This is a genomic window from Arthrobacter sp. TmtSoilC51, assembly GCF_055388015.1.
In genome coordinates, this window is record NZ_AP035877.1 from 1,830,474 (window position 1) to 1,849,439 (window position 18,966).

The following is an 18,966-nucleotide window of genomic DNA, read 5'->3' on the forward strand; positions in this document are numbered from 1 at the left end:
AATCAATGAGCGTATCCGCGTCCCCGAGGTGCGGCTGGTCGGCCCTGCCGGCGAACAGGTAGGAATTGTCCGCATCGAGGACGCCCTGCGTCTTGCTGCCGAATCCGATCTCGATCTCGTTGAAGTTGCCCCGCAGGCTAAGCCTCCTGTTTGCAAGTTGATGGACTTCGGCAAGTACAAGTACGAGGCTGCCGTCAAGGCGCGTGAGGCCCGCAAGAACCAGACCAACACGGTTCTTAAGGAAATCCGTTTCCGCCTGAAGATCGACAAGCACGACTACGAAACCAAGCGCGGACACGCACTTCGTTTCCTCGGTGCCGGGGACAAGGTCAAGGCAATGATCCAGTTCCGTGGCCGCGAACAGCAGCGTCCTGAGATGGGCATCCGCCTGCTTCAGAAGTTTGCTGAAGACGTAGCCGAGGTTGGCATTGTCGAGTCCAGCCCTCGCATCGATGGCCGCAACATGGTCATGGTGATCGGTCCGCTGAAGAACAAGGCCGAAGCCAAGGCTGAAGCCCGGCGTGCCGCCCAGCGTGCAGAAGCCAAGGCGCAGAACGAGGCCAAGGCATCCGGACGCGTGGACACCACGGGTGACCAGGCTCCGCTGACGCAGACCCTGGGTGACCTTCTTCCGGCAGGCCTGCTTGCTTCCGAAGAAGAGCCCAAGCAGGAAGCCGTGGAAGCTCCCGAGGTCGAAGCTCCCGTTGCTGAAGAGGCTCCGGTTGTTGAAGAAGCCCCGGTAGTTGAAGAGGTTCCGGTAGCTGAAGAGGCTCCGGTAGTTGAAGAGGCTCCCGTGGTTGAGGAAACCCCGGCGCCAGTAGTCGAAGAAGCACCCGTGGTTGCGGAAGCCCCGGCTGTGAAGGCTGCACCGGCGGAGAAAGCCCCGGCCCCCAAGGCAGCCCCCGCACCGGCAGCGGTCCCGCAGGCAGCTCCGAAGCCAGCTGTTCCGGCAGCTGCCCCGAAGCCTGCAGTTCCCTCGGCTCCGAAGCCCGTCGCCAAGCCGGCAGCTCCCAAGCCGGCAGCTCGGCCCGCAGCCCCCAAGGCTGCGCCGAAGCCTGCATCACGCAAGACCAACTAGTTCAGCGCCGCGGAGGCCCTGGCCTCCAACGGCAAGCAACCAGCACGCCGGCCCCCGTAGGCCGGCTGCACGAAAGAACTGCGGACTTTGTCCGTGGACACGTAAGGAGATCGGTTCCCATGCCGAAGATGAAGACCCACAGCGGTGCTAAGAAGCGCTTCAAGCTGACCGGCACCGGCAAGCTGAAGCGTCAGCAGGCCAACCGCCGCCACTACCTGGAGCACAAGTCCTCCACGCTGACCCGTCGCCTCGCCGGCGACAAGATCGTCTTCAAGGGCGATGCCAAGGTCATCAAGAAGATGCTCGGCGTCTAAGTTCCAAGTTCTTTGGTTGCTGCCATCCGGTAGCGGCCGACTACACCAAAAGCCTTCTCAGGCCGGCCGGTTCTCCGGCAGTAGCAGCTTGGGATAAAGATTTCTGAAGGAGTACGCACGTGGCACGTGTGAAGCGGGCGGTAAACGCCCACAAGAAGCGCCGGGTTATCCTCGAACGCGCCAAGGGTTACCGCGGTCAGCGTTCGCGCCTGTACCGCAAGGCCAAAGAGCAGCTGCTGCACTCGTTTGTGTACAGCTACGGCGACCGCCGCAAGAAGAAGGGTGATTTCCGTCGCCTCTGGATCCAGCGCATCAACGCTGCATCCCGCGCCAACGGCCTCACCTACAACCGCTTGATCCAGGGCCTCAAGGCCGCTGAGGTTGAGGTTGACCGCCGCATGCTTGCCGAACTGGCTGTCTCGGACGCAAACGCATTTGCCGCTCTGGTGAACATTGCCAAGGCTGCCCTCCCGGCCGACACGTCCGCTCCGGCTGCCAAGGCTGAGGTTGCTGCACCGAAGGCTGCCAAGGTTGCTCCGGCTGCTGCTTCTGCAACGGCTGTCAAGGCTGCTGTTTCCGAGAAGCCGGCCATCGATGGCGCTATTGCTGCCGTTGAAGGCGAAGGTGCTCCGGAAGGCCACGCCATCAAGGGCAACGCCGAGTCCAAGAAGTACCACGTACCGGGTTCCACTTGGTACGAGAACACGGCTGCTGAGTACTGGTTCTCCACCGTTGAGGCTGCAAAGGCTGCTGGCTTCGAGCCGGCCGGCGGCGAAGCCCGCCAGCAGATCAAGAACTAGTCGCAACTGCCACTAAAGTTCTTTATATGAACCAAACCGGGCGCCCGCAAGACTTTCCGATGACCAACCCCCGAGCAGATCGGGTGAGGGACGTCGCCAAGCTTGCCGGGCGCCCGGCTCGTTTAAAGCGCGGCCGTTTCCTGGCTGAGGGTCCACAGGCGGTGCGCGAGGCCTTGACGCTTCACCGTGAGCGCATAGCGGCAGGCGGTAGCGCCGTCGTGCATGAAGTCTTTGCGAGCGAGGCCTGCCTGGACCGGCTGCCGGAACTCGCGGACCTTGCAGAAGGAACGCAGCTTCGGCTGGCCAGTGACGAGGTTTTGTCCGCCATGGCGGACACTGTCAATCCGCAAGGCATTGTTGCCGTGTGTAGTTTTGTGGATGTCAGCCTTGAATCAGTGCTCGACGCCGGTCCTCGCCTGATTGCGGTGATGTGCCAGGTCCGGGACCCCGGCAATGCAGGCACGGTCCTGCGTGCGGCCGACGCTGCAGGTGCTGATGCTGTGGTGCTGACGGGCTCCAGCGTGGACATTTACAACCCCAAGGCGGTCCGGTCCACGGCCGGTTCGTTGTTTCACCTCCCGGTCGTCCTGGGGGCTGATGTTGAAGAGCTCGTGGCGCGTTGCCGGGAACGGGGGATCGGCGTCCTGGCCGCTGACGGCTATGGGACAGTGAACCTGGACAAGCTCCAGGACGAGAATGCTGCCCGCAGGCTTGGAAACGGCGATGTGGCCTCTGATTATGCGCTTGAGGCGCCTACGGCATGGTTGTTCGGGAACGAGGCTCAAGGGTTGTCCGACGCCGAATTGGCTCTTGCGGATCACCGTGTAGCTGTTCCTGTCTATGGGGCAGCGGAGAGCTTGAACCTGGGTACAGCGGCCACTGTTTGCCTCTATGCAAGTGCCCGTTCGCAGCAGGGCGCCCGGGTCGGGAATGCATAAATAACCCGACGCCCGGTACGGTAATTCTTGCAAGATCGTCACGATGACGACTCTTCTTGGCCCATTCCAAACTTTCCCAAAACCGAAGAGGTGAAGCTTTCGTGGCTGCAAGTGGCGGTACCAAAGCGATCGTGGCGGCCCTCGCCGCGAACCTGACCATCGCTGTCCTGAAGTTCGTTGCGTTCGTCCTGACGATGTCATCGTCCATGCTCGCTGAAGCCATCCACTCAGTGGCAGACTCCGGCAACCAGATCCTTCTCCTGGTGGGTGGCAAGCGCGCGCAGCGTGCGGCGAGCCCCGAGCACCCCTTTGGCTACGGCCGCGAGCGGTACATCTACGCGTTCATCGTGTCCATTGTCCTCTTCAGCGTGGGTGGCCTCTTTGCCCTGTACGAGGCATGGGAGAAGTTCCAGCACCCGCACGGCATCGAAGGCGACTTCTGGTGGGTGCCGTTGGCCGTCCTGGTTGGCGCCATCATTGCCGAGTCGTTCTCTTTCCGAACCGCCATCGTGGAATCGAACCATATCCGTGGCAAGCAGACGTGGGCCAAGTTCATCCGCAACGCCAAGCAACCCGAACTGCCTGTCATCCTCCTTGAAGACTTCGGTGCCTTGCTGGGCTTGGTTTTCGCGCTCTTCGGCGTCAGCATGACCCTCGTAACGGGGGATGGCGTCTGGGACGCGCTCGGTACCGCAATGATCGGCCTTCTCCTGGTAGCCATCGCCGTTATCCTTGCGGTCGAAACCAAGTCGCTCCTGCTGGGTGAGTCGGCTACCAAAGACGACGTTGCGCGCATCACTGAGGCATTGCAGGCCGACGGAACCCGCATCATCCATCTCAAGACCATGCACCTGGGGCCTGAAGAACTCTTGGTTGCTGCCAAGATCACGATGGGTGCCGCCGATACCGGCCAGGCAATTGCACGAGTCATCGACGACGCCGAGCAGCGGATCCGGGCGGCTGTTCCGATTGCGCGGGTCATCTACTTGGAACCGGATGTAGAGCGCGTACAGGCATAGTCCGGTCAGCATTAAGAAAGGATGGGCTCCGCTATTCGCGGAGCCCATCCTTTCTTGTTGAAGTGGACAGCTGCTGGTCAGCGAGCCGCAGGCTGGTCAGGTGGCCAGCGGTTTCTTGCGTTCCAGCAGGCCGCTGATGATGGCGACTCCCAAGCCGAGGATTGCGAGCACCGCACCAACAAGGGCCGGAGCCACGTAGCCCCAACCCCAGGCGATCACGGTACCGCCGAGGAAAGCGCCCAGCGCGTTGGCAATGTTCAGGGCGGAGTGGTTCAGGGACGAAGCGAGCGAGGCTGCGCCTGGAGCAGCATCCAGGAGCCGCGTCTGCAAAGCTGGCGTCAGCATTGAACCGATGCCGCCGACGACGAAGGCCATGATGAAGGCGGACCAAGCCCAGTGCGCCGCGATGGCGTAAACCACCAGGGCTGCGGCGATACCGGGCATGACCCAATAGATGGTGCCCATGACTGACTTATCGGCAATGCGGCCCCCGATGATGTTGCCTGCCACCATGCCCAGTCCGTACAACGCCACCACCGCGGGAATGAGGCCTTCGGGTATCCCTGCCACGCCGGTCATAGTGTGGGCGATGTAGGTGTAGACGGCGAAGAACCCACCAAAGCCGATGATTCCGATCAGCAACGCAAGCCACACCTGGAGCCGCTTGAGGGCTCCCAACTCGCGCCGAATACTGGCTTCGGGGTGCGCTGCTTCGAAGGGAACGAATTTCCACACCATGACTACGGTAAGCATGCCAATGACCCCCACAATGATGAAGAGAAGCCTCCAGCCGAAGGTCTGGCCCACCCAGGTAGCCAGGGGCACGCCGATGACGTTGGAGACAGTCAAGCCTGCCATCACCATGGAGATGGCCCAACCTCGTTTAGTGGGTGCCACCAATCCCGCAGCGATGACGGCAGCCACACCGAAGAACGCGCCATGGGGCAAACCGGAAGCGAAGCGCGAAAGCAGCATGAAGCCGTAGTCGGGTGCAATGAAGGAGGTCAGGTTGGCGATGGATAGGAACAGCATCAACCCCAACGCCAAGTGCTTCCTGGGCAGTTTCGCTCCAAATGCCGCGAAGATGGGCGCTCCAATAACGACGCCCAGGGCGTAGGCGGAGATGAGGTTACCGGCCTCCGGGGTGCTGATGCCCAGGCCTTCCTCGATTTCCTTGAGAAGTCCCATCATGGCGAATTCTGTGGTGCCGATGGCGAACCCGCCCATGGCCAGCGCGAGGATGGCCAAACCTAGGTGACGCCTTTCTGTGGCGACGGCGGTTGGGGACACGGTGATAGTCATGAGCCTGCTTCTTGAGGTGCCTTGAGGGCGTGGGGAAAGGTGGAGAAAATCCGATTACAAGTTTAGTCCGGTGCCCAACACTTTGACGTCGCAATGTGACGATGCCCATGATCCCCACCACCCATAGACTGATTCGGTGACTGGATTGATAAACGTGGTGGGTGCCGCCGTCGTCGATTCCCTGGACGCTCCTGGTCGACTCCTTGCAGCGCGTCGCACCGCGCCGCCGCAGTTCGCCGGAATGTGGGAATTTCCCGGCGGAAAAGTGGAGGACGGCGAATCGTCCGAGGCTGCCCTGCATCGGGAGCTCGCGGAAGAGCTGGGAGTGACTGTTCGGCTGGGTGCCGAGCTGGAGTCCGGGGAAGCAGCGGGATGGCCCCTCAATGAGCGCGCGGCCATGCGTGTGTGGTTGGCGGAACTCGCTGAAGGCACACCCCAGGCGCTTGAAGATCACGACGAGTTGCGCTGGGTATCTCTGGTTGATGGCGGGGAAGCTCTTAGCCTTGCCTGGATCCCGGCGGACTTCCCTATCGTCAGGGCACTGTTGGAACGCGTGGCTGCACCTGCCTAGGCCTGTTTACTGCTTCTTCACTGGGCGTCTGTTCAGAAAAGTCGCTCTTGGCCTGGCAGCGGCGTGCCGACAACAGCATCCGCGCCCGGAGTTGCAGGGGTGGCTGGACGGGCATTCCGGTGGCTGAAGCCATGCGTCCCGGTAAAGCCGTGCTTGGCCTTGAAGTGATTGACCCTGCCCGATAACCAGGTTCGGTATTCCTTGGAGGCATAAGAACCCTGTCCGTACAGGCGGCGGTACCGGCCCACGAGTTCGGGATGGTGGGCGGCGAGCCACTTCATGTACCACTCCCGCGTACCGGGCTTGAGGTAGAGGGCTCCGGCAGTGACGCCCGTGGCGCCGGCCTTGGAAAGTTCCGAGAAAAGGGATTCAAGGGCTTCGTCTGAATCCGTGAGCCAAGGCAGGATGGGCATAGCCATGACTCCGCAACCCAGACCTGCTTCACGTAGCCGCGCAATGAGCTTGAGGCGGGCCCTCGGCGAGGGGGTCCCGGGCTCGACAATCTCAGCAAGGTCCTCGTTGGTCATGGCCAGTGAGATCCCCAGGTCCACCGGGACCTGGGTGGCCGCGTGCTTGAGCAGGGGAATGTCCCGGGCAAGCAACGTGCCTTTGGTCAGGATGGAAAACGGGGTGCCTGAATCTGCCAGGGCCCGGATGATCCCTGGCATCAGCGCGTATCGGCCTTCGGCGCGCTGGTAGGGGTCTGTGTTGGTTCCCAGGGCCACCTGGTGCCGTTCCCAGGAAGGTTTGGCGAGTTCCCTCCGAAGGACCTCTGCCGCGTTGATCTTGACCACCACCTGGGAATCGAAGTCACGTCCGGCGTCGAACTCCAGGTAGGTGTGGGTCTTCCGGGCGAAGCAGTAGACGCAGGCGTGGCTGCAACCCCTATAGGGATTCACTGTCCACTCGAAAGGCATATTGGAACCGGAAGGCACCTTGTTGAGCACTGACTTTGCGGTGACCTCATGGAAGGTGACTCCGGAGAATTCGGGTGTTGAGATGGAACGCACAAGCCCGGCCAGCGGCAGCAGGGCATCCAAGGCCGGGGCGGGCCCCGGAGCCGGACTGCCAAGGCTTTCGGACGCCGGTCCACGGGTTGGCGAAAGTGCTTGTGCGTCCCATCTCATGCACTCCATTCGAATGTATGTTCGAACCAATGTCAAGGACCCCGAATGCCGATTCAGGAGCTTGCTAAGGTTGGCCCATGATTCTGCTGGCTGGATTCGAACCGTTTGGCGATCAAGAGGTCAATCCGTCCTGGGCGGCTGCCCTGCGCGCACGCGACATCCTGCGCTCCGAGGGGCGCGAGGTTCAAGCAGTGGAGCTTCCCTGCGTCTTCGGTGAGTCAGTGACTGTCCTGCTCGATGCCGTAAAAACCCTAACGCCGGACGTCGTGCTGTGCGCGGGATTGGCCGGAGGGAGGGAGAGGGTCTCCCTGGAGCGCGTTGCCATCAACTGCGATGACGCCCGCATCCCTGATAACAAGGGCCAGCGGCCCATCGACCAGGAAGTGGTTCCCGGCGGCCCGGCGGCGTACTTCTCGACGCTGCCGATCAAAGCCGCCCTACGGAACCTGCAGATCGCCGGCATCAAGGGTGAGGTTTCGCAGTCTGCAGGTACGTACGTTTGCAACCATGTGTTTTATGCGCTGATGAACGCCCTGTCAGGGAAGGCCGGCGTTCGGGCAGGGTTTGTCCATCTTCCCTTTCTTCCGGAGCAGGTGCCCGCGGGGAGCCTGACTGCCTCCATGCCACTGGAATCCATGGCTGCCGGCATCGCGGTGGTCGTCAGGACGGCAGTCCAGGCGCCTGTGGATGGACCTAGGGATTCAAGAGTTCCCATTCCACGGTGACGCTTGCGGCTACCGATGACTCCCCGGCCTCGATAGGAAGTGCGTCAGCAGCAGAGGCCCTGACGAGTCCACCCATCGGGATAGGGGAGCCCGGCAGGGGTTGCTGGGAAATGGAGACTACGGAGCCCAACCTGGCTGAGGCCAGGGAGGCGTACTGCTCCGCCCGCTGAAGGGCGTCCTGCCATGCGGCTTCCTGCGCCTGCCTGGTGACCGGAGACATGTCTGCAAAACCCTGTTCTATGCCGTTGATCCGGATGTCGTCCCCACCGGCGGCCACCGCCGCTGCTATGGTGGCCGGTGCCTGGGTATGGGAGCGGATGCCGACGCGAACATTAGTGGTCGCCACATAGGCGGCGACCTTCTGTCCTTGCCCCTCCACCCACACCAGGTCTGCCCGCAGGTTCAGGGCGCTGGTACGCAGATCGGAGTCATGCACGCCTGCAGCGCGCAAACCGGCGGCGACGGCGGCGGCCGCCTTCCCGGCGTCGTCGTATGCCCTGGATGCAGTCTCCCGTCGCGTCTCGACGCCCAAAGTCAGTGTCACCAGGTCCGGAACTGCCTTGGCGCTCGCACTTCCGGTGACGGTTATGGTGCGTTTCATGCTTCGGCCTCGATTCCATGGTCAATGTAGCCGCCTGCGGCCAGTCCAGCCTGCCGTTCAAAGAAATTCCTCGACGCCGGATTGCCGGTGCGCAGCATGGACCACCCGGCCGCGACACCATAGAAAACGAGGAACGGCAACCCCAGGCAATAGGCGTACTGCGTGCTGTGCCGCTCCTCATGGGCAAGGAGCCGCTCATCGCGTCCTGCCAGGCCGTGGGCTGCGCGGTAGAGGACGACGTTGCCCACAGTAAACGCTCCGGCGTGTGGGAGCTTCCACGCATACCCTGCTGCTATCAGCAGTCCCCGGGGCCCACGCGAAATGCGCGATCGGGACGTCCGCGCGACCAACAGCCCCAACGGTGTGGTCAGGTTCAGCATGTTGGCGACTTGCCGTAAGCGCTGCCCGGGAGTCATGAAGCCATGCTAGACCCGTGGCGTATGGCACGGCAGGATCGGCGGCGATACGCTGTTCACGCACCGGGCGCGCCTGGTGCGTACTCACTCCAGGGGGAAGAGGAAAAATGAACGTCAAACGCGCCATCGGCGTCGTCGGTGTCATGATCGCAGTCATGGTGGCACTGACCGGTTGCTTCAAGCTCAACATGGCGGTGAAGGTCAACAACGAAAAGAGCATCGACTACGAGGTTGTCTACGCCATCCAAAAATCGGTCCTGGGCGAGAAGTCCTTCGACGAATTCATGGAGACCAACGGCAACGGCAGTGAAGACATGGACATCCCCGACGGTGCCCAGGTTGTGGACTACGAGGACGATAAGTACAAGGGGAAGCGGATCACTGCGGTTAATTTGGACCCCGGCAAGCTTGGCGAATCATCGGGTTCGGAATCCTCCTTCGAGCTGAAGAAGGATGGAGATTTCTACTTCATCACCATGGGCGGAGTCACGGGCTCGGACAGCAGCGATCCGTCAGCGGCCAGAATGGCCAAGTCCGTCTTCGACGAAGCCACCGTCAAATTCACGTTCCCGGGCAAGGTTGTCGAGGCCAAGGGTGCAGCGGTGGACGGCAACACTGCCACCTTCGACATGCTCTCCATCAGTGAAACCACCGTCCAGGCCAAGGCCGAGGCCGGCGCGGGCATTCCGATGTGGATCATCTGGATCCTCGTAGCCGTACTCGTTGTCGCTGCAGCCTTGGTGCTCCTCTTCGTCTTGCTGCGCAGGAAGTCTGGTCAGCAGGCGCCGGCGCTCGCAGGGGCGGCAACTTACAATCAGCCCGGCTACGCGCCTCAGCAGTCCGGCTACCCCCAGCAGCCTGGCCAGCAAGGTTTCCAGCCACCCCAGCAAAACTGGGCAGGGCAGGGTTACACACCTGGAAGCCAGCCAACCCAGCAACCCCCGGCGCCGCAGCCTACGCAGGTGCAAGCAGAACAACCAAAGCATGACGACGGCCAGGTTCCTCCGCCGCCTGCCGTGCCACCGGCGTCGGGTACTTAGAACACGGACGTGCCTCAGCGGTTAGATGGCGCCTGTGAGCTTCAACTAGACTGAAGGGTAGTGCTTGCCGTCCGCGGTGAGCACTGCCCTTTCGTTTTGCAGGCCAGCCATGCCGGCCGCTCCCGACTCGTAGCTAAGAACAGTAGATGACTGACACTTTGCCAGGCGCTGCCATCCCGAATCCGCTGGATGAAGCCGCCATCAACGCCGCCGTTGAGGATGCGATCGCCGCGATTGCGGCTGCCTCCTCCCTCGAAGAACTCAAGGCTGTCCGCCTCGCCCACACTGGCGAGAAGTCGCCCCTGAGCCTGGCCAACCGTGAAATCGGTGGCCTTGCCAAGGAACACAAGGCTGCCGCCGGAAAGCTCATGGGATCCTCACGCGGCCGGGTCAACCAGGCGCTCGCCGCCCGGACCGAAGTATTGGAAGCCGAGAATGATGCCCGGATCCTGGTAGAGGAAACCGTTGATGTCACGGCTGCTCCGCGTCGACGCCGTGCCGGTGCCCGGCACCCGCTCTCAACGCTGCAGGACCGTGTTTCGGACATCTTCGTGGGCATGGGCTGGGAAATTGCCGAAGGTCCCGAGGTTGAGTCCGAGTGGTTCAACTTCGACGCCCTGAACTTCAAGCCGGACCACCCGGCCCGCGAAATGCAGGACACGTTCTTCGTGGAGCCTCCCGAAGCGCACCTCCTCATGCGCACCCACACCTCTCCGGTTCAGGTCCGTTCCATGCTGGAGCGCGAGGTTCCCATCTACGTGCTGTGCCCGGGCAAGGTGTTCCGCACTGATGAACTCGACGCAACGCACACGCCAGTCTTCCACCAGTTCGAAGGCCTGGCGATTGACAAGAACCTGAGCATGGCCGACCTCCGTGGAACGCTGGAGCACTTCGCCCGGCAGATGTTCGGCGACGAAGCCTCCATCCGCCTGCGCCCCAACTACTTCCCGTTCACCGAGCCGTCTGCTGAGCTGGACATCTGGCACCCTGGCGCCAAGGGCGGTCCCCGCTGGATCGAATGGGGCGGCTGCGGCATGGTCAACCCCAACGTCCTCCGGGCTGCCGGCATCGATCCGGATGTCTATTCAGGTTTTGCCTTCGGCATGGGCATCGAGCGCACGCTCATGTTCCGCAACGAGGTCGGCGATATGCGCGACATGATCGAGGGCGATGTACGTTTCAGCGAGCACTTCGGGATGGAGATCTAACAGTGCGTATCCCACTTTCCTGGCTGCGTGAGTTCGCGCAGGTTCCGGCCGATGCTACGGCCGAAGACGTCATGGCTGACCTCGTCAAGGTCGGTTTCGAAGAAGAAGAAGTCCACCGTCCCACGGATGAACTCAAGGGCCCGATTGTGGTGGGCCAGGTGCTGAGCTTGGTCAAGGAACCGCAGTCCAATGGCAAGACCATCAACTGGTGCCAGGTCCGTGTTGTCCCTGAAGGGCAGGAACAGACCCTGACTGGCGAGGGAATCGATCCCTCCGGCGTGCAGGGCATCATTTGCGGCGCCCACAACTTCGTGGAAGGCGACAAAGTTGTTGTCACGCTTCCCGGGGCTGTGCTGCCGGGAAACTTCAAGATCTCGGCGCGGAAGACCTACGGCCACCTGTCTGCGGGCATGATCGCTTCCGTCCGCGAACTGGGTATCGGCGAGGACCATGATGGAATCCTGGTCCTCTCAAGGATCGGGCTGGATCCGGAAATCGGCACGGACGCGATGGAACTCCTTGGTCTCTATGACCAGGCCGCAGAAATCAACGTGACCCCGGACCGCGGCTACGCCTTCTCCATCCGCGGTGTGGCACGCGAGTATGCACACGCCACCGGAACATCCTTCGTTGACCCGGCCTCCAAGGTCAACGCTCCGGCAAGCCTCCAAGGCGGGTATGGCGTCAAGCTCAACGACGACGCCCCCATCTATGGCAAGCCGGGCTGCGACCGCTTCGTGGCACGCACAGTGCGTGGCGTGGACGCTTCCCGTCCCACCCCGCCGTGGATGTCCGCGCGTCTTCGTCTGGCCGGCGTCCGTTCCATCTCCCTGCCGGTTGATATCTCCAACTACGTCATGCTTGAGCTCGGCCAGCCGAACCACTGCTACGACCTCGACAGGCTTGCGGGCGACATCGTGGTCCGACGTGCCGTTGCGGGGGAGAAGATCACCACGTTGGATGACAAAGAGCGCACGCTCGACGTCGAAGACCTGCTGATCACTGATGACTCCGGAGCCATCGGCATCGCCGGGGTGATGGGCGGTGCCCACACCGAGGTTTCGGATGCCACCACGAACATCCTGGTGGAAGCGGCACACTTCGATGAAGTATCGATCGCCCGTTCGCGTCGTCGCCACAAGCTCCCGTCCGAGGCCTCCAAGCGTTTCGAGCGCGGCGTTGACTGGCACGTTGCCAATATCGCCGCTCAGCGCGTGGTGGACCTCTTGGTTGAACTGGCTGGTGGCACCGCTGACGAGTCCGGTACCGACGTCGGAACCGCTCCTGACGCCGTCACCATTGAACTGCCGGCAGAGTTCGCTGCCGCCCGGATTGGCATCGACTTCACGGAAGAGCAGATCACCACATCCCTGGTGGATCTTGGTGCTGCCGTGGAAAAGACTGCCACCGGCTATCTGGTGACAGCTCCGAGCTGGCGCAACGACCTTGAAACCAAGGAAGACCTCTCCGAGGAAATTGCCCGTCTGGTCGGTTATGACAACATCCCGGCCACGCTGCCCGTGGCGCCTCCGGGCCGTGGCCTGAGCCGCAGCCAGCAGCAGAAGCGCCGCGTCGTGCAAGCACTCGCGGACGCCGGACTGACGGAAGTCCTGTCCTATCCGTTCGTGGCCAAGGCAGCCAACGACACCTTCGGCGTTGCCGTTGAGGGCCAGGCGCGTCCCGCGCTGAAGCTGGCGAACCCCATCAGCGAGGAGCACGGTTACCTCCGTACGTCCATCCTGCCGGGCCTGATCGAGGTGGCCCGCCGCAATCACTCACGCGGCTTCCGCGATCTGGCATTGTATGAAGCCGGTTCGGTCTTCCTCCCTGGCGACAAGCTGGGCACGGATTCCATTCCGCCGCTGGGCGTCAAGCCGGCCGACGAGGTACTGGATGCACTGTACGACGGCGTCCCGCACCAGCCGCTGCACATCGCCGCCGTTTTGACTGGCCATGATTCACCCGCAGCCGCGACGCACACGCCGCGTGCATGGGACTGGGCCGATGCTTTGGATGTCGCCCGGCTCATCGCTGATGTTCTCGGCGTTGAACTCGTAGTCAGCCAGGGAAGCCACCAGGCGTTCCATCCCGGACGTGCCGCACAGCTCGCGCTGCGATCCGGCGACGTGGTGGGCTACGCCGGCGAACTGCACCCGAAGCTGTTGGCGGCCCATGACATGCCCGCCCGCTCGGTGGCCCTCGAGGTCAACGTGGAGGCGCTGTTCGAAGCTGCTGCCGACGTCATTGTTGCCAAGCACATCTCCGGATTCCCGGTGGCCACACAGGATGTTGCCCTGGTTGTTCCGCAGGACGTGCCGGCTGACGAGGTCCTTGCCGCGTTGCGTGAAGGCGCCGGTGAGCTCCTTGAAGACGTAGCGTTGTTCGATGTCTACGTCGGTCCTGGCATTGAGGAAGGCAAGAAATCCTTGGCCTTCGGCCTTCGCTTCCGCGCCGCTGACCGCACGCTCACTGCGGACGAGGCATCGGAGGCCCGCGCTGGCGCCGTGGCTGTTGCTGCAGAGCGCTTCGGAGCAGTCCAGCGCTGATCCACCCGCTGTGAGCGGGATCCCCGGAACCTGAGGGTTCCGGGGATCCTTTCTTTAGCGAGGTTTGTCTTTGGCGCAACTATGCCTGGGTCTGAGTCGAAGGCTGCCAGGTTCCAGATATCGGGCTGTGCAGGACACGTAACCTTTGCTTCCGTGCTGGTTGTAGCAACTGTGAAACCTTAAGAAATATTTGAAAAGGCGCATCACGATTTCGCCCTAAGTGACACTAAAGCGGATTAAGCAGTCATCTCAAATCGAATGGACATTAAATTGATTTTCCGTCTTGCAAGTCGCTTTTAACTGGTTTCCTTACTAAATGACACCTATGGTTAGTTCAGACATTGGGGGTGTCGCGCGAGGCGAGGTCAAACCAAGCATTCGGGGAGTCTCTGGTGATCTAACGATGGACGCCAATACTGATCTTTTCCTGCTGCTATCTGGGAGTGCACCTCTTCTCCGATTACTTCCAGCAAAATCTGTGTCATGGTTCGTCAACACAGAATGACTGGGGCTACTCGTCCTCACCCAACGTGGCTGCTGGAACTTGGTCGAACAACTCCCAAGCAACGTCGAGCTTCCAGAACAACCGGGCCTATTACCGCATCACTGGTTGCTAGTAAAAGTGTTCTTGCGCTGCACCGTGTGCAAATGCGGTGCAGCGCACGACCGTAGGGTGGAATCATGTTGAAGATCCTGGTCCGCTTTGCCGCTGTAGCGATAGCAGCTTTGATTGCTTTGATTGCTGGCGTCTATTCAGCTGCGGCAGATCTCGATGGGTTACCCGATGCTGACTACGTGTCATCAATTCGCTTCGACAGCAGCCCGCTATCCCGCGAGGAAATCATTGACCGGTTGGATGATTACGCCGACTCTTCGCGTACAGGCATCATCCGGGTAGCGAGTGCGCCGGATGATTTTCTGAATAAGCGCGTCGCATTCGCCTTCGGCTCAGGGGATATCGAGAATATGGATATCGACTGGTTCTCGCCCACCATGAGCGGATCGATGATGAAGTCAGGCGATCTCGGCATTACGTCGCTGAATGGCGTCTACGCTCTCTACGCGAGCGACTCTCAAGCGGTAGCCTTTCAGGCCTGGGCCATGAGTGATCTCAAAGCCGAAGCGGTGCTCAACGAGAAGACTCCTCTTGGGTTGCTTTCCTATGCTCTTCTAACTGTTGGAGCTTGGGTGCCGATGTCAGCGGCAATCTTGCTGCTAGGTGCCACGATCATGTCGTGGTACGTGCTGCGCGCGCGCGGCCGGGAGCTGCGGATCATGGCGGGCATGCGACTATCGCATATTGTGCTCACTGACCTCCGCTCGTTCTTTGGAGCCATGGCGCTACCTGTCCTCGCAACCTTATTGATCTCAGTTGTCGTCGTGCTGACAACAGGATTTGGCCGTCTTGGGTTTTTCATCTCGGCCTTTGGGCTGTTTACCGGCGCCGTAGCGGTGTTTGCTGTCTTGTTGGCTCTGCTAATTGGGACGCTCACCCTTCCTTCTGTACGGGATATTGCAGCCCGTCGACCGTCAGAGCGAGGTTCCTGGGTGATCAGCGAATTGCTGAAAGTAGTTGCAGTGGTCATCGTTGCCGCCATATTGCCGACCGTTTCCGGCGTGGTTTCGAACGCTTCGGCTGCCATATCTCAAGGCGCGACATGGGAATCCATGGGCGACAGCGTTACTGTACGTATCGCCAACCGGCTTGGGGACGCCGAAGAGGCGGCATTCGCTGGCCTAACCAGAGACATGGCGAAGCATGACGCTGCGATGTTCTCGATGTCGTTGAGCTCTGACACAGTCAATTTGGTTGACGATCTGGCGGCCGTTGACCTCCGGAATTTGGATTTCGATAGTATTGTCCTCACTGATCGGCAATACCTTGACACCGTTAACGGGGCCGCTGGAGCAATCTGGAAACCCATTGGTGCCCTGCAGTCGCTGGATGAACTACCGGATTCGGTCCAGCGCCAGCTTCTTCCCAACCTGAAACTGTGGACTACGTCCCGACAAGGACCAGATGTTGAGCTGTTCAGCAACACCAGCGACGTCCCGATTGTCGTATCAGGTGGTATGTCAGGAACCCTGGACACAAATCGGCGTCCTCTGATCCTCGTGGTGAATGATTTGGCCCAGTTCGATGACGCCTTCCTGGCATCGGCGGTGAGTCGCGGAAATGTAATATTCACTGATCCCGGACAGGTGGGCGAGCTCTTGAAGGAGCGGGACATGGGGGCGGAAGTCCTGTCGATTGACCGCATAGCCGACTTGGGTCTTTATGACGCCCAGTCGAAGCAACGCAACGCTCAACTCGGCGCAGGGGCCATCGCTCTCGCTGTACTTGCGCTCGTTATGTGCGTAAGCGTAACCGCTTGGATCTTCGCCCTTCTTCGGCGACGTCGCTGGTTCGTACAACACACAGCCGGGAAATCGTGGGGTTCAATCCTCCTGCCGAGACTGTTGTGGGAAGCAACTGCCTCTTTGTTGTTCGGCGCCGTCATGGCCCTGTCGTTCGCAGCACTAGATCCTTCAAGCATTGGGATTTCCGGATTTGCCCCGCTGGTCTACCTTGCCGTCGCATGGTTCCTGCATCAATGGGCGGCAACGACGACGTTCCGCACGACACTCGCACGAAGAGGATAGATCATATGCAATTAAGCGCCGACCGTGTTTCGGTTGTTATCGATGGAAAGGCCGTTTTGAACTCTGCTTCCGTGAAAGCGGAGCCAGGCCGCATGCTCGTACTTGCTGGGAAGAGCGGCAGCGGTAAGACGACGCTCTTGAATGTTCTTGGCCTGTTGGGTCGAGTCGGGACGGGCAGCGTACTAGTAGGCGGTCAGGACGCCACTACATGGAACGATGCCCGGCGCCGCCGGTTTTGGCGGGACCACGTCGCTTTCGTTTTTCAGGACTACGGGCTCATTGAAGAGGCCAGTGTTGACTACAACGTGACTGTCGGGCGTAGGGGTCTTTTCGGGCTGCGTCAGCCAGAGCTCGATCGCGTGGAGCAGGTCCTCGACCACGTCTTGCTTTCGGGTCGGGGGAAGGAGCAGACTGCCAGGCTAAGTGGTGGTGAGAAGCAACGCGTTGGATTGGCCCGAGCGATGTTCCGCGGGGCAGATGTAGTCCTTGCCGACGAACCAACAGCGTCGTTGGATCGAAAGAATCGTGAATTAGTGATCAACTTCCTCATAGAAGAGGCTCGGCGCGGCGCAACGGTCGTCGTAGCCACCCACGATGAGGATCTCATGGCAGCGGGCGACGACCTCGTCCGTCTGGGTGGGGCGTGATGCAGAGCCCTGTGTTCGAGCTGCTAAGGCTCAACGGACTGCTCATTTCGGGCGCCCGCCTTCAGGAGCTTGGGCGGCCCGCCCAGGACCGGGCGCTCCATTACGCCCGTTCCAAGGATCGGGAAGAATTCATTGCTGGCCGGGTTGCGCTGCGGCATTTGGCCGCTTCGCTCCTCGACGTGGATCCCGCCCGGCTCGTGCCTGACTACGTCTGCCCACAGTGCGGTCACGGCCAGGACCACGGACGTCCAGGCTTCATGCTCGACGGCGCCCCCGCGCCTCTAGCGCTGAGCGCGTCCAAAGCCCAGGGCTGGTTGCTGCTGGCCGGCGTCGTGCATCCGACGCCGGCCCTCCGGCTGGGAGTGGACCTTGAAGCGACTAATCAAGCGGCGTTCGAAGGCTTTGATGATGTTGCCTTGACCCCGGGGGAGAAGCACTTCCTGAAGACTATGCCGGAAAATCAATGGACCGTGCAGCGCGCACGCTTATGGGCGCGCAAGGAAGCCTGGTTGAAGATGACCGGGGAGGGCCTGAGGCGCGACCCGGCAGAGCTCGATGTTCTGGACCTGCCCGGCCTCTGCGACATCCCCAGGATCCACGAAAACGGCCAGGAACTGCCGGAGGGGTTTGTGGCGGCGGTGGCGGTTTCCTAGCCTTGCGGCAAAGGCGGGAGCGTTGCTTCGTAGAGCCAGGGGCGCAGCAGAGCGGCGGCGTCGAAACCCGGGATAAACGAATCGGCCGCTTCGATGAAGGACGCTGTGGAAATTGAGCCGTGGCGGTTAACGGCAGTCCAATGCTGCAGGAAACCGAAGAACGCCTCATCCCCGGCCGCGATACGCAGCGCATGAACAGCCAAAGCCCCGCGCTTGTAGACCCGATCGTCGAACATCAGCTCCGGACCGGGGTCACCAACCAGCAGGTCCTGTGGACCGCCGTCGAGCTTTTTCCACGCTGCCAATGCCCGATCGGCCACCGTCATCGTGCCCGACTCTTCGGACCACAACCATTCGGCGTAGCAGGCGAATCCCTCGTGCAGCCAAATGTCTTTCCAGGTGCTGACAGTGAGGGAGTTTCCAAACCATTGGTGGGAAAGCTCGTGGGCGATCAGTCGCTGCGCATCCCAGGCATCACGCATGTGGTTGCGTCCGAAAATGGACACGGTCTGGGCCTCAAGGGGGATTTCCAGCACGTCTTCCGTCACCACCGACGTGTACTCCGAGAACGGGTAGGGGCCGAAGCAGTCCTCGAAGGTCTGCATCATGTCCGGCTGGCGTCGTAGGCCCCAGCTGGCGTCCTCGGCCATGCCGGGCGGAACCGCGGCGAACTGGGGCACGCGGTGGTGGGTATCATCCGGGTTGAGGGGAATCATGCTGTAACGGCCGATCTGCACCGTGGCGAGATAGGTGGCCATGGGCTCGGAATGCTCGTAGACCCAGGTCTCGCGGCTTGATTTTCGTGATCGGGACACAAGCTGGCCGTTGCAAACAGGCCGGTAATTGTCATCGGTGGTCACGGAGATCCGGAACGACGATTTACTGCGGGGATGATCGTTGCAGGGGAACCACGACGCCGCGCCGTTGGGCTGTCCAGCCACCAGGACGCCGTCGGTCAATTCTTCCCAGCCGACCTCGCCCCACAAGCCCCGGCGCGGTTGCGGGTTGCCATCATAGCGGATCTCCACGACGAAGGACTGGCCCGCCTTCAAGGGAGACGCAGTTGCGACCACAAGGTGCTCGGCGCGTTGGCTGAACTTTTGGACCTTCCTGCCATCCACTTGGATTTTGGATGCCCGCAGGCCCACCAGGTCCAGGACTATCTGCGTCAATGGTTCCAAAGCCGTGCAACTCAGCACCGCTTTGCCGATCAGCTTGTTGCTGCCCAGCCTGACATCGAGGTCCAACTCGTACCTGTCCACGCGGTAGCTGGTGCTGCCGTGGTCCAAGGTGTATGGGTCGGCGTTGGTCGCGGTAGTAGTTATCGGTGCCGTCATG

19 protein-coding genes are annotated in these 18,966 nt (G+C 61.4%); 14 read left to right on the forward strand and 5 right to left on the reverse strand.

The features are described from left to right. Positions 1 to 28 precede the first annotated feature (28 nt). The 5 genes from infC to ACZ5G6_RS08390 all read left to right on the forward strand — a co-directional run bounded on the left by infC (position 29) and on the right by ACZ5G6_RS08390 (position 4,149). On the forward strand, positions 29 to 1,078 hold the full coding sequence (gene infC, locus ACZ5G6_RS08370) for a translation initiation factor IF-3 (RefSeq protein WP_263422352.1): 1,050 nt from the start codon (positions 29 to 31) through the stop codon (positions 1,076 to 1,078). Positions 1,079 to 1,197: 119 nt separating this feature from the next. Then, positions 1,198 to 1,392: a 50S ribosomal protein L35 gene (gene rpmI, locus ACZ5G6_RS08375; protein ID WP_059387794.1), complete on the forward strand. Its 195-nt coding sequence runs from the start codon at positions 1,198 to 1,200 to the stop codon at positions 1,390 to 1,392. Between the two features lie 119 nt (positions 1,393 to 1,511). Continuing rightward, positions 1,512 to 2,192: a 50S ribosomal protein L20, sunset domain variant gene (gene rplT / locus ACZ5G6_RS08380; RefSeq protein ID WP_223936598.1), complete on the forward strand. Its 681-nt coding sequence runs from the start codon at positions 1,512 to 1,514 to the stop codon at positions 2,190 to 2,192. Between the two features lie 26 nt (positions 2,193 to 2,218). Then, entirely contained in the window at positions 2,219 to 3,130 is a 912-nt protein-coding gene (locus ACZ5G6_RS08385; RefSeq protein ID WP_223936599.1) for a TrmH family RNA methyltransferase, read from the forward strand. A 101-nt stretch (positions 3,131 to 3,231) separates the two neighbouring features. Then, positions 3,232 to 4,149 carry a cation diffusion facilitator family transporter gene (locus ACZ5G6_RS08390; RefSeq protein WP_223936600.1) on the forward strand — a complete coding sequence of 306 codons (918 nt, stop codon included), beginning with the start codon at positions 3,232 to 3,234 and terminating at the stop codon, positions 4,147 to 4,149. Positions 4,150 to 4,245: 96 nt separating this feature from the next. Here ACZ5G6_RS08390 and ACZ5G6_RS08395 read toward each other — a convergent pair whose 3' ends face one another. Next, positions 4,246 to 5,451: an MFS transporter gene (locus tag ACZ5G6_RS08395; RefSeq protein WP_223936601.1), complete on the reverse strand. Its 1,206-nt coding sequence runs from the start codon at positions 5,449 to 5,451 to the stop codon at positions 4,246 to 4,248. Between the two features lie 136 nt (positions 5,452 to 5,587). On the opposite strand from ACZ5G6_RS08395, the gene ACZ5G6_RS08400 reads away from it, so the two are divergent. Further along, the gene (locus tag ACZ5G6_RS08400; RefSeq protein ID WP_223936602.1) at positions 5,588 to 6,022 is read left to right on the forward strand and encodes a (deoxy)nucleoside triphosphate pyrophosphohydrolase; all 435 of its coding nucleotides are present in this window, start codon (positions 5,588 to 5,590) and stop codon (positions 6,020 to 6,022) included. 32 nt (positions 6,023 to 6,054) lie between these two features. Here ACZ5G6_RS08400 and ACZ5G6_RS08405 read toward each other — a convergent pair whose 3' ends face one another. Continuing rightward, positions 6,055 to 7,149: an Rv2578c family radical SAM protein gene (locus ACZ5G6_RS08405; RefSeq protein WP_498690724.1), complete on the reverse strand. Its 1,095-nt coding sequence runs from the start codon at positions 7,147 to 7,149 to the stop codon at positions 6,055 to 6,057. 77 nt (positions 7,150 to 7,226) lie between these two features. Between ACZ5G6_RS08405 and pcp the strand changes: the two genes are divergently transcribed. Beyond that, positions 7,227 to 7,874 (forward strand): pyroglutamyl-peptidase I, encoded by a 648-nt coding sequence (gene pcp / locus ACZ5G6_RS08410; protein WP_498690726.1) that lies wholly within the window; start codon positions 7,227 to 7,229, stop codon positions 7,872 to 7,874. Here pcp and ACZ5G6_RS08415 read toward each other — a convergent pair. Beyond that, entirely contained in the window at positions 7,843 to 8,475 is a 633-nt protein-coding gene (locus ACZ5G6_RS08415; protein ID WP_498690728.1) for an SIMPL domain-containing protein, read from the reverse strand. The two genes, pcp and ACZ5G6_RS08415, sit on opposite strands and share 32 nt — an antisense overlap. After that, a complete protein-coding gene (locus ACZ5G6_RS08420) occupies positions 8,472 to 8,891 on the reverse strand; it encodes a hypothetical protein (protein WP_498690730.1) in 420 nt (139 codons plus the stop codon). Before ACZ5G6_RS08420 ends, ACZ5G6_RS08415 begins: the two co-directional genes overlap by 4 nt. Positions 8,892 to 8,998: 107 nt before the next feature. On the opposite strand from ACZ5G6_RS08420, the gene ACZ5G6_RS08425 reads away from it, so the two are divergent. The 7 genes from ACZ5G6_RS08425 to ACZ5G6_RS08455 all read left to right on the forward strand — a co-directional run bounded on the left by ACZ5G6_RS08425 (position 8,999) and on the right by ACZ5G6_RS08455 (position 17,628). Continuing rightward, positions 8,999 to 9,931: an LppM family (lipo)protein gene (locus tag ACZ5G6_RS08425; RefSeq protein WP_498690732.1), complete on the forward strand. Its 933-nt coding sequence runs from the start codon at positions 8,999 to 9,001 to the stop codon at positions 9,929 to 9,931. A gap of 146 nt (positions 9,932 to 10,077) precedes the next feature. Then, on the forward strand, positions 10,078 to 11,139 hold the full coding sequence (pheS, locus tag ACZ5G6_RS08430; RefSeq protein WP_223936608.1) for a phenylalanine--tRNA ligase subunit alpha: 1,062 nt from the start codon (positions 10,078 to 10,080) through the stop codon (positions 11,137 to 11,139). A gap of 2 nt (positions 11,140 to 11,141) precedes the next feature. Continuing rightward, a complete protein-coding gene (gene pheT, locus ACZ5G6_RS08435) occupies positions 11,142 to 13,685 on the forward strand; it encodes a phenylalanine--tRNA ligase subunit beta (protein ID WP_223936609.1) in 2,544 nt (847 codons plus the stop codon). A gap of 443 nt (positions 13,686 to 14,128) precedes the next feature. Then, positions 14,129 to 14,302, forward strand: a complete 174-nt coding sequence (locus ACZ5G6_RS08440; RefSeq protein WP_498690735.1) for a lactococcin 972 family bacteriocin — start codon at positions 14,129 to 14,131, stop codon at positions 14,300 to 14,302. 64 nt (positions 14,303 to 14,366) lie between these two features. Beyond that, a complete protein-coding gene (locus ACZ5G6_RS08445) occupies positions 14,367 to 16,328 on the forward strand; it encodes a bacteriocin-associated integral membrane family protein (protein WP_223936611.1) in 1,962 nt (653 codons plus the stop codon). A 5-nt stretch (positions 16,329 to 16,333) separates the two neighbouring features. Next, the gene (locus ACZ5G6_RS08450; RefSeq protein ID WP_223936612.1) at positions 16,334 to 16,975 is read left to right on the forward strand and encodes an ABC transporter ATP-binding protein; all 642 of its coding nucleotides are present in this window, start codon (positions 16,334 to 16,336) and stop codon (positions 16,973 to 16,975) included. Further along, entirely contained in the window at positions 16,975 to 17,628 is a 654-nt protein-coding gene (locus tag ACZ5G6_RS08455; RefSeq protein ID WP_498691811.1) for a 4'-phosphopantetheinyl transferase family protein, read from the forward strand. Before ACZ5G6_RS08450 ends, ACZ5G6_RS08455 begins: the two co-directional genes overlap by 1 nt. Here ACZ5G6_RS08455 and ACZ5G6_RS08460 read toward each other — a convergent pair. Beyond that, a complete protein-coding gene (locus ACZ5G6_RS08460; RefSeq protein WP_223936613.1) occupies positions 17,625 to 18,965 on the reverse strand; it encodes a M1 family metallopeptidase in 1,341 nt (446 codons plus the stop codon). The two genes, ACZ5G6_RS08455 and ACZ5G6_RS08460, sit on opposite strands and share 4 nt — an antisense overlap. Position 18,966 lies beyond the last annotated feature (1 nt).

Coding starts and splice junctions, on each gene's coding strand:
- ACZ5G6_RS08425 (WP_498690732.1), top strand. CDS start 8,999: ATGAACGTCAAACGCGCCATCGGCGTCGTCGGTGTCATGATCGCAGTC.
- pheS (WP_223936608.1), top strand. CDS start 10,078: ATGACTGACACTTTGCCAGGCGCTGCCATCCCGAATCCGCTGGATGAA.
- ACZ5G6_RS08455 (WP_498691811.1), top strand. CDS start 16,975: ATGCAGAGCCCTGTGTTCGAGCTGCTAAGGCTCAACGGACTGCTCATT.
- pcp (WP_498690726.1), top strand. CDS start 7,227: ATGATTCTGCTGGCTGGATTCGAACCGTTTGGCGATCAAGAGGTCAAT.
- ACZ5G6_RS08415 (WP_498690728.1), bottom strand. CDS start 8,475: ATGAAACGCACCATAACCGTCACCGGAAGTGCGAGCGCCAAGGCAGTT.
- ACZ5G6_RS08385 (WP_223936599.1), top strand. CDS start 2,219: ATGAACCAAACCGGGCGCCCGCAAGACTTTCCGATGACCAACCCCCGA.
- ACZ5G6_RS08445 (WP_223936611.1), top strand. CDS start 14,367: ATGTTGAAGATCCTGGTCCGCTTTGCCGCTGTAGCGATAGCAGCTTTG.
- ACZ5G6_RS08405 (WP_498690724.1), bottom strand. CDS start 7,149: ATGAGATGGGACGCACAAGCACTTTCGCCAACCCGTGGACCGGCGTCC.
- ACZ5G6_RS08460 (WP_223936613.1), bottom strand. CDS start 18,965: ATGACGGCACCGATAACTACTACCGCGACCAACGCCGACCCATACACC.
- ACZ5G6_RS08450 (WP_223936612.1), top strand. CDS start 16,334: ATGCAATTAAGCGCCGACCGTGTTTCGGTTGTTATCGATGGAAAGGCC.
- rpmI (WP_059387794.1), top strand. CDS start 1,198: ATGCCGAAGATGAAGACCCACAGCGGTGCTAAGAAGCGCTTCAAGCTG.
- ACZ5G6_RS08395 (WP_223936601.1), bottom strand. CDS start 5,451: ATGACTATCACCGTGTCCCCAACCGCCGTCGCCACAGAAAGGCGTCAC.
- ACZ5G6_RS08420 (WP_498690730.1), bottom strand. CDS start 8,891: ATGACTCCCGGGCAGCGCTTACGGCAAGTCGCCAACATGCTGAACCTG.